This window comes from Methylobacterium sp. EM32, assembly GCF_040593685.1.
In the GTDB taxonomy this organism is placed as follows: domain Bacteria; phylum Pseudomonadota; class Alphaproteobacteria; order Rhizobiales; family Beijerinckiaceae; genus Methylobacterium.
Genome location: NZ_JBEXZS010000270.1, coordinates 23179 through 31700, shown reverse-complemented (window position 1 = coordinate 31700; position 8522 = coordinate 23179). Strand labels below are relative to the sequence as shown.

Sequence of the window (8522 nt, the reverse complement as noted above, 5' to 3'; positions counted from 1 at the left end):
ACCCCCAGCCCCTCCCCACAACTTGCAGCGATCCCGGGCAAGCCCGGGATCGCCTGGGGAGGGGAGGTGCCTCAGCGCGCCACGATCGAGTCCCGCATCCGCCAGCATCGCCTCCACGATCGCCACGCTCCGCCGCGCCCCGTCCCGCGCGATGGCGTGCCCGACGCCCGGCGGCGGGGTGGCCAGGACCGCAGCCGCGAGGCGTTCGGCAGTCAGTTCGCTCTCCGGCAGCACCCGGGCGAGGCCGTGGACGGCCAGGGTCTCGGCGCGCAGGCGCTGCTCGGTCTCGTGGCCGGCCTCGAACGGCACCAGCAGGGCCGGGCCGCCGCCCTGCAGGAGGTCGAGCACCGTGTTGTAGCCGGCCTGGCTCACCGAGAGCGCCGCCCGTGCGAGCAACGCGCGAAAGTCCGGCCGCGCCCGCTCGACGACCGCGTTTCCGGGCGCCGCCGCCGCGAGGGCCGCGAAGGCGGGCTCCGGCACGGCCCGGCCGACGAGGATGCGCCAGGACAAACCGGGGGTGAGGAACGCCGCCGCGACCGCCGCCTCCTGCAACGGCAGACCCGCGGCGCTGGACCCGCCCGAGACCACGATGCCGGCGCGGGGACCATCCGGCGCGGGCGGCACCTCGGCCTCGTCGACGTAGCCGGTGTAGCGCAGGCGCCGCGCCACCCCCTCATCGACCGGCCAGGACGTGTCGAGGGGCAGGAAGGCGGGATCGCCGTGGACCAGCACGGCGTCGTAGGTGTGGAGGCGGGCGTGGGTGGCGGCGATCCGCTCCGGGCGGCTCGGGGTCGCGAGGATGTCGCGGATCGAGGCGAGGAGCAGCGGGCGCGGCGAGGCCGCCCGCATGGCCTTGACCAGCGCCTCGAATTCCGGCGCTAGCACGCGGCGGCCGAAGGGATAGAGCTCGGTGATCACCGCGTCCGGCGCAGCCTCCGCGAAGGCGGCGAGGAGCATATCGCGGCGGGCCGCCAGGCGCTCCGCCGTCACGGGCGCGCCCTCGGGGTCGAGGAGCGCCGTGAAGGCGGTGCCGGTGATCCGCACCGGCGGCAATTGCACCAGGCGGATGCCGTCGAGGCGGGGCAGGGCCGCCGGCAGGCCGCCGGAAACGAGAGTTACGGCGTGGCCGGCGCCCGCGAAGGCCCGGGCCAGGGCCGCCGCCCGGGTGAGATGCCCGGCCCCGAGGAGGTGGGTGACGGCGATCAGGATCCGGCTCATGCGCGCTCCCCCAGGAGCGGAGCGAGCGCCGCGCGCAGGCGGGACGCCGCCCTGTCGAGACCCCGCTCCGTGCGGGCGAAGGCCAGCGCCGCTCTCCGCATCGCCGCGAGGCGGTCCGGCGCCGCGGCGAGATCGCGGATCGCGTCGGCGAGCGCCGCAGGGTCGCCAGGCGGCGTCACCCGGCCGGTCACGCCGTCCTGCACAACGTCCGCCACGCCGCCGTAGCCGCCGGCCACTACCGGGCAGCCATGGGCCTGCGCCTCCAGCAACGCCATGCCGTAGGCCTCGTTGACGGCCGGCCAGACCAGGAGGTCGGCGGCGCCGTAGAGGGCCGAGAGGCCGGTGGAGTCGACGGCGCCGTGGCGGCGCACCCGCTCGCCGAAGAGCGCGAACAGGGCCGTGACGTCCGCCGCCGCCGGGCCGTCGCCGGCGACGTCGAGGGTCCAGGGCCGGTCGCCGAGCTGCGTCAGCGCCTCGGCGAGGAGACGGTAGGAGGCGAGCTTGTCGCCCGCCCGCATCATCGCGACGGTGAGGAGACGCAGGAGGCCGGGGGAGTTCGCGGTGGAAAACAGCGGCCGGAGAAAGACGAGGCGCGGGTCTTCTCCTCTCCCCGCGGGCGGGGAGAGGCTTTCGTCCCCCTTGTCGGAGACGAAAGGAGCGGAGGCGAAGCCGGAGCAAGGGTGAGGGGGTCTCGACGAGTGAGGCTCCTCCGGCAACACCCCCTCACCCTCGCGGCGAACCTGCGGTTCGCTGCTCGCTCTGCCGACGACAAGGTCGGAAGAGCCCTCTCCCCGCCCGCGGGGAGAGGAGAAATCCTGCGTCTCTGCTTTCGCCGAACAATCCTGCCACACGGGGAAGGGCATCCCGCGCCCGATCGTCGGGGGGATTTCCCTCGAATTTCCCTGTGCGGCGGCAGACAGGTGCCACTCCGCCGGGTCGAGGAACGGCGGCAGGTCGGCAAGCACTTGGCCCCCCGGCCGCGCCGCCTCCAAAGCCGGCCGGTCGCGGCGGTTCATGACGAGGATCAGGTCCGCCGCGTCGAGGGCCGCCTCGGCGCCGGCATGGCCGAGCGCGTGCGGGCCGGACGCGCGCCGGGGCGCCCGCGATCCCTCCGCCACCACGTAAGGAATGCCCAGCGCACGCGACACCGCCGGGCCGATCCAGTCCGGTGCCTTGTAGTAGACGTGGTAGGTGAACCACAGGGCGGGCGGATCGGCCCGGTACGCCGCGATCAGGCGCTCGGCCTCCGCCAGCGACGCGGCGCGCATGTCCGGATGCCGCGACCCGTCGGGGTCGCGGGTGCGCAGGGAACTGGCGACCTCCGGGGCGAACCCGGCGACGGCCAGCGCCCGCAGCAGCAGCCGCGCCATCGTGCGCTCGCCGGACGGGACCGGGTGGTCGGGGGCCTTCAGGGGCGCGTAGAAGGCGACCCGGCTCATCGCATCGTCGTACCCTTGGCAGCATTCCGGAGCAGGCGCGCCACGGTCTCGAACCCGGCCTCGGCGCCGAACTCCGCCCGCAGCCGGGCGAGCGCCGCCGCCGCCAGGCGGGCTCGCTCGGCGGGATCGCGGGCGAGCAGGTTGACGGCGTTCGAGAGCGCCCCCCAATCCCCCGGCGGCACCAGCCGGCCCTCGATGCCGTCGCGAAGAAATTCCGGAATGCCGGCGAAGTCGGTGGCGATGACGGCGAGGCCCTGCGAGGCCGCCTCCATGATTACGTTGGGCAGCCCGTCGCGGTCGCCCGACGGGGCGCGCTTGGCCGGCAGCACGAACAGGTCGGCCGCGCGCAGCAGCGCCACCACGTCCGGCTGGGGCTTCGCGCCGAGAAACACCACCTTCTGCGACAGGCCGAGAGCGGCGGATTTCGCGCGGAGCGACGCCAGCCCCTCGCCGCCGCCGACATGGGCGAGGCGCCAGTGCAGGTCGGGGGGGAGGGCGGCGAGCGCGTCGAGGAGGTCGTCGAAGCCCTTCTTCGCCACCGCCCGGCCGACGGTGACGATCCTCAGGGGATCGGCCGGGTCCGACCCGTCCCGCGCCGGCCGGGATTCCGGGGGGGCGGGAAACCGCGACAGGTCGAGGCCGTGATAGACGAGCGTGACCCGCCCCGGATCGCCGCAGACCTCGCGCAGGCGCGTCGCGCCCGCCGCCGTGCAGGTGACCGCGAAGGCGAGCCGCGCGTCGGTCAGCTTCTCGGAGAGTTCCCAGTCCGGCGTGGTCCAGATGTCCTTGGCATGCGCCGAGGCGCTCCAGCTCCGCCCGGTCAGCAGGGCGGCGTAGCGCGCCACCGAGGCCGGGGTGTGCAGGTAATGAACGTGGATGTGGCCGATCTCCGCCGGCAGCTCGCGGGCGAGCACCAGGGCCTGGCCGAGGCGCCGGCCGCGATTGGGCGTGCGGTCGCGGGCGAGGTCGCGCCAGGCGAGGCGGATGAGCGGCAGGAGGCCCGGCCGGCGCAGGGCCGAGAGCGCCCCGCGCAGCACCCGGAGCGGCGCCTGGTAGAGGTATTCCGGCAGGTAGGCGACGGGGGCGCGGATCTGCCGGTGCATCGGGTGCACCGCGCCGTCATGCGGCTGCCGGAGGGACCAGATCGCGAGCCCGAGCCCCCGCGCCTCGAGCCCCAGGAGTTCCTGGGCGATGAAGGTCTCGGACAGGCGCGGGTAGCCCTTGACGAGGACGGCGATGCGAAGCGGGGGCATGGCGGGGGAGACTTACTCGGCGGCCACGCAAGGAGCGTCCGCGGCGGCGGCGAGGCGGCGGATCGCCGGCAGGCCGTCGAGGAGGCCGGGGATTGGCCGGGACGAGGGGGTGGGACGGTGGGGCAGGGCGTCGAGCGCCGCGGCCATGCGGGCGGTGTCGTCGTCCGCCCCGGGCTCGATGACGCCGACGAGGCCGAGCCGGGCGGCGGCGCGGGCGCGGATCAGCTGCTCGCGCCGCGGCCGCACCCGCGGCAGGATCAGGGCCGGGCGGTCGAAGGACAGGATCTCGCAGAAGGTGTTGTAGCCGCCCATCGCCACCACGCCGGCGGCGCGGCGCATCAGCCGCTCCAGCCGCGCGTCGAAATCGAGGGAGGCGAGGCGCGGATGCGCGGCGATGCGGACGCGCAGGGCCTCCTGCTCGGCGGCCGGGAAGAACGGGCCGAACACCACGAGCGCCCGGTGCTCCAGCGTTTGCGCCTCGTAGGCGCGCACCACCGCATCGACCAGCTCGACCCCGTCGCCGCCGCCGCCCGGGGTGACGAGGAGGAACGGCTCCTCCGCCGCCTCGTCGGGCAGCCCTGAATCGGGGGCTTCGCGGCGCAGATAGCCGGTATAGGTCAGGCGTTTTCCGACGCCGGCGGGCAGCGCCAGCCCGTCGAGGGGGGCGTAGATCGCCTCCAGGCCGTAGACCCAGAGCGCATCGTAGAGCGGCAGCACCGCGAGCGCGCCCTTGCGCTCCCATTCAGGCGCCAGCAGGTCCGGCGCGTCGAGCACGTCGCGCAGGCCCAGCACCAGCCGGCAGCCCCGGGCCTTGAGTCGGTGGAGCGCCGGCAGCACCTCGCCGTGGAAGCCGGCCGGCTCCTTGTCGACGAGGAAGAGGTCGGGGTCGAAGCGATCGGCGACGTGGCGGATCAAGGCGGCGCGGGTCGCCACCACCTCGTCGAGGCCGTGGCCGGGGCCGAGGCTCTGGTACTCGCCGCTGGCGAGCTTGGTCACGCCGGGCAGGCGCCGGCAGCTCACCCCGGGGGCGAACCGGAAGGCGTGGCTCACCGGCGAGCCCGACAGGATCACCACCCGCCGCTCCGGCGCCCCCGCCACCAGGGCATGCGCGATCGCCCGCGCCCGGCGCAGGTGGCCGAGCCCGAACGTGTCGTGCGAGTAGATCAGCACCCGCTGCGGTGAGCCGCCGGGCACGGGCGAGACGAAACTCATCCTGCGGACACTTCAGTCCGGGCGGACGCCTCGGCCCGGGGAAACAGGGAGGCCCGTGCGGACACGGCGGGCCGGGTGCGGCTCAACGGTATCGGCATCGGGTTGCGGACCTCCCGGGCGCGGAAGCCCAGACTAGCGCATCCGCCCCCGGCCCGGCTACCCGGGTGGGGCCGTTATGGCCACGCTTGTGGCGGCGCCGCACCGTTGAGCGGGTTGGCGGCGCATTTGCAAGGGCGGCGCGGCCGCTCCCCGGTCGAACGGGCCGGGACGGCGCGATGTGATGATGGAGTCCCCGATGCCCGAATGCCTCGTCTTCCGCGTGCCGACCCGGCACCCCGCCGACGTCTCGGGGCTCGACGCCTTGATCGAGTCCGGTGCGGTCGCCGCCGGCGAGATCGTGGCGGTGTTCGGCAAGACCGAGGGCAACGGCTGCGTCAACGATTTCACCCGGCCGCTCGCCGTGATGGCGCTGGAGGCGGCGCTCGGCGCCCGGCTCGGGGTGCCGCCGGCCGCGATCGGCGCCCGGGTCGCCCTGGTGATGTCGGGCGGCACCGAGGGCGGGCTCTCGCCCCACTTCCTCGTCCTCGCCCGGCGCGAGGGGCCGGCGGGGACGGGCCGGGCCCTCGCGGTCGGCACCGCCTTCACGGAGGACTTTTTGCCCGAGGAGATCGGCCGGATGGCGCAGGTGCGCGCCACCGCCACGGCCGTGCGCCGCGCCATGGCGGCGGCGGGGCTCGACGCGGTCGAGGACGTGCATTTCGTGCAGGTGAAGTGCCCGCTCCTCACCAGCGCCCGCATCCAGGAGGCGGCCGCCCGGGGTGCGGGCGTCGCGACCCACGACACCTATGCCTCGATGGGCCTCTCCCGCGGCGCCTCGGCGCTGGGGATCGGGCTGGCGCTCGGCGAGATCCCGGATGAGGCGCTCGCCGATGCGGTGATCGGCAGCCGCACCGACCTCTATTCCGGCCGCGCCAGCGCCTCGGCGGGGATCGAGCTGATGCGCAACGAGGTCATCGTGCTGGGCAACGCCCCGGGCTGGAGCGGCCCCTTGCGCATCGCCCACCGGGTGATGCGCGACGGCATCGATCTACCGGCGATCCAGGGCGCGCTCGCCGATCTCGGTTTTCCCGCCGCCGGCCAGCTCCCGCCGGCGGCGGCCGCCCGCGTCGTCGCCCTGCTGGCGAAGGCCGAGCCCTCGGGCGACGGCATGATCCGCGGGCAGCGCCACATCATGAACGACGACAGCGACATCAATGCCACCCGTCACGCGAGGGCGCTGGTCGGGGGTGTCGCGGCCGCGGCGATCGGCCGGACGGACCTGTTCGTGTCGGGTGGCGCCGAGCACCAGGGGCCGGACGGGGGCGGGCCGGTGGCGGTGATCGGGCGGGTGGGGGCGTAGCACTGGCCGGCATCTCTCCACGTCATCCCGGGGCGAGACTTGGCAACGAGACTTGGCAACGATCCGAAAGACGAGGAGGGTCGAGACAGGTGGTAAACCACTTGACTGTCTTGATACCCTCCGCGTCATTCCGGGGCCGCGCAGCGGAGCCCGGAATCCAGACACTCAGGTGAGAGAGAATAAGACGAAACACTGTCCGCCCAATCCTGAACCAACCGTGATTCTGGATTCCGGGCTCCGCTACGCGGCCCCGGAATGACGCAGAGCATGGTAGATTTATAGAGGTTTATCAATTAGTCTCTCAAGCCGCAATGCTCACCCCGGCGGAATCACATCGATCTGGATTCCACTATAATACGCCGCAAGATTCGCGATATCGGCATCCGACAGATCCTGCGCCGCCACCGACATCACCTCGTTCTTGCGCGTCCCGTTGCGGAACTCGGTCAGCGCCTTGACGAGGTAGGGCTCGACCTGGCCGGCGAGGTTGGGGGCGTCGGGCAGCTTCGAGAGGCCGTCGAGGCCGTGGCAGGCCTGGCAGCCCATCGCCTTGGCCCGGCCAGCCTTGGCGTCGCCGGCCGCAGCGGGCACGGTCGCGGCGAGAAGGAGCAGGAGGGTGAGGGCGCGAGTCATGAACGTCTCCTGAGAGGGGAGGGGGCGGCCCTTCGACCGCCTCCTCCTCGAGACAAACCTACTTCTCGTAGGAGATGCGGTAGATCGCGCCCGCCGTGTCATCGGAGACGAGCAGCGAACCGTCGGGCAGGGTCGCGACGTCGACCGGGCGGCCGAGATACTCGCCGCCCTCGGTCAGCCAGCCCTCGGCGAAGGGCTCGGGCTTGCCGGCGGTGCCGTCCTTGTTGACCGGCACGAACATCACCCGGGCGCCGATCGGCGTGGTGCGGTTCCACGAGCCGTGCTCGGCGGTGAAGATGCCGCCGCGGTACTTCTCGGGGAACGACTTGCCCTTGTAGACGATCATGCCGAGATCGGCGGCGTGGGGCGGCAGTTCCGCCTTCGGGGCGACGACGTCGGCCGGGACCTTGTCGTCCTTGTACTCGACGGTGCGCACGTTGCCGCCGCCGTAATACGGGAAGCCGAAATTCTGGCCCGGCTTGGTGATCTGGTTCAATTCGCCCGGCGGCTGGTCGTCGCCCATGCCGTCGACCTGGTTGTCGGTGAACCACAGGGTCTTGTCGGGCGCGAAATCCATGCCGACCGAATTGCGGATGCCGGTGGCGTAGACCTCGCGGTTCTTGCCGTCGGCATCCATGCGGATGATGCCGCCGATGCCGGTCTTGGCGTAGAGGTCGGCCTTGTCCTTCGGCGGCACGTTGTAGGGCTGGCCGAGCGAGACGTAGAGCTTGCCGTCGGGCCCGATGCGGCAGATCCGGGCGGTATGGTTGTAGCTCTCCTCGGCCGGCGGGATCAGCTCGCCCTGCTTGACCACGACGACTGCCGGGCCGTCCGTGCCCTCGTAGAAGAACTCGGCGGCCGGGAAGGCCAGCACCCGGTTCTGCTCGACGATGGTGAGCACCCCGTCGCGGGAGAAGCACACGCCGTTCGGGATCTTGAAGTCGACTCCTGGCGCATAGACCTTCACCTCGTCGGCGATCCGGTCCTTGTCGCGGTCGGTGACGGTGTAGACCTTCGACTTGCGGGTGCCGACCCAGACCACGCCGGCATTCGGGCCGACCGCCATGGCGCGGGCATCCGGCACCACGGCGTAGAGCTCGATCTTGAAGCCGTCCGGCACCTTGATCTTCTGGAGCGTCCGGTTGATCGCGTCGGCGCGCCGGCCGGTCTGCGGAATCGGCGGCGGCTCAGCGACGCCGGTCTGCTTGAAGCTGCCGAGCTTCTCCAGGTTGTCGACCTTGGCCTTGGTGTCGCCGGCGGTGCTGTCCTGCGCGAAGGCGGCGCTCGCCAAGGATACGCCCACGAAGGACACGCTCGCGGCGAGCGCCGCCATCAGGAAGGGCTTCATCGGGGTCTCCTCGCGTGTCG

7 protein-coding genes are annotated in these 8522 nt (G+C 73.0%); 1 reads left to right on the top strand and 6 read right to left on the bottom strand.

Translation table 11 applies throughout. From position 1 onward, the window contains the following. The 4 genes from ABZT49_RS33710 to ABZT49_RS33695 all read right to left on the bottom strand — a co-directional run. Window positions 1-1218, bottom strand: a 1218-nt coding sequence (locus ABZT49_RS33710) for a glycosyltransferase (RefSeq protein WP_355292907.1), incomplete at its 3' end; no start/stop codon positions are given. After that, window positions 1215-2657 carry a glycosyltransferase family 4 protein gene (locus tag ABZT49_RS33705; protein WP_355292905.1) on the bottom strand — a complete coding sequence of 481 codons (1443 nt, stop codon included), beginning with the start codon at window positions 2655-2657 and terminating at the stop codon, window positions 1215-1217. The genes ABZT49_RS33710 and ABZT49_RS33705, both read right to left, overlap by 4 nt. Beyond that, a complete protein-coding gene (locus tag ABZT49_RS33700) occupies window positions 2654-3910 on the bottom strand; it encodes a glycosyltransferase (RefSeq protein ID WP_355292903.1) in 1257 nt (418 codons plus the stop codon). Before ABZT49_RS33700 ends, ABZT49_RS33705 begins: the two co-directional genes overlap by 4 nt. A gap of 12 nt (window positions 3911-3922) precedes the next feature. After that, window positions 3923-5122, bottom strand: a complete 1200-nt coding sequence (locus ABZT49_RS33695) for a hypothetical protein (protein WP_355292901.1) — start codon at window positions 5120-5122, stop codon at window positions 3923-3925. Between the two features lie 295 nt (window positions 5123-5417). On the opposite strand from ABZT49_RS33695, the gene ABZT49_RS33690 reads away from it, so the two are divergent. Continuing rightward, the gene (locus ABZT49_RS33690) at window positions 5418-6521 is read left to right on the top strand and encodes a ring-opening amidohydrolase (RefSeq protein ID WP_355292899.1); all 1104 of its coding nucleotides are present in this window, start codon (window positions 5418-5420) and stop codon (window positions 6519-6521) included. 315 nt (window positions 6522-6836) lie between these two features. Here the strand turns inward: ABZT49_RS33690 and ABZT49_RS33685 are convergent, their stop codons facing one another. After that, a complete protein-coding gene (locus ABZT49_RS33685) occupies window positions 6837-7154 on the bottom strand; it encodes a cytochrome c (protein WP_355292897.1) in 318 nt (105 codons plus the stop codon). Window positions 7155-7212: 58 nt separating this feature from the next. Further along, a complete protein-coding gene (locus ABZT49_RS33680; RefSeq protein ID WP_355292896.1) occupies window positions 7213-8502 on the bottom strand; it encodes a PQQ-dependent sugar dehydrogenase in 1290 nt (429 codons plus the stop codon). Window positions 8503-8522: the final 20 nt, after the last annotated feature.

What these genes read in the sequence shown, in the direction of transcription:
- ABZT49_RS33705 (WP_355292905.1), bottom strand. Translation starts at nt 2,657, where the DNA reads ATGAGCCGGGTCGCCTTCTACGCGCCCCTGAAGGCCCCCGACCACCCG.
- ABZT49_RS33700 (WP_355292903.1), bottom strand. Translation starts at nt 3,910, where the DNA reads ATGCCCCCGCTTCGCATCGCCGTCCTCGTCAAGGGCTACCCGCGCCTG.
- ABZT49_RS33695 (WP_355292901.1), bottom strand. Translation starts at nt 5,122, where the DNA reads ATGAGTTTCGTCTCGCCCGTGCCCGGCGGCTCACCGCAGCGGGTGCTG.
- ABZT49_RS33690 (WP_355292899.1), top strand. Translation starts at nt 5,418, where the DNA reads ATGCCCGAATGCCTCGTCTTCCGCGTGCCGACCCGGCACCCCGCCGAC.
- ABZT49_RS33685 (WP_355292897.1), bottom strand. Translation starts at nt 7,154, where the DNA reads ATGACTCGCGCCCTCACCCTCCTGCTCCTTCTCGCCGCGACCGTGCCC.
- ABZT49_RS33680 (WP_355292896.1), bottom strand. Translation starts at nt 8,502, where the DNA reads ATGAAGCCCTTCCTGATGGCGGCGCTCGCCGCGAGCGTGTCCTTCGTG.